Source organism: Pseudonocardia charpentierae (assembly GCF_031845345.1).
GTDB classification, from domain to species: Bacteria; Actinomycetota; Actinomycetes; order Mycobacteriales; family Pseudonocardiaceae; genus Pseudonocardia; species Pseudonocardia charpentierae.
The window spans coordinates 1-255 of record NZ_JAVREJ010000135.1 but is presented as its reverse complement, the minus strand read 5'-3'; the positions used below and the strand labels follow the sequence as shown (position 1 = coordinate 255).

Sequence of the window (255 nt, the reverse complement as noted above, 5' to 3'; positions counted from 1 at the left end):
ACCGCCTGAGACACCACGCGGTGGTTCACCCGAGCTTTGCAGTAGGTCGCGTCCAAAAAGACGTAGGGGAACGCCTCGCCGGTCAGCGACCGGTCGCGGAACGCGCCCACTTCCTGGTCGAGGTCCGCGCAGATCCGCGACACCTCCGACTTGCTGATGCCGGTGTCCGCGCCCAACGCTTTGACCAGGTCATCAACCTTCCGTGTCGAGACGCCGTGCAGGTAGGCCTCCATCACCACCGCGAACAGGGCCTGA

1 protein-coding gene is annotated in these 255 nt (G+C 65.1%); it reads right to left on the bottom strand.

What is annotated here, in order from left to right; genetic code table 11:
- A partial coding sequence (locus tag RM445_RS32195) for a transposase (RefSeq protein WP_311560632.1) occupies positions 1-255 on the bottom strand: 255 nt, incomplete at both ends.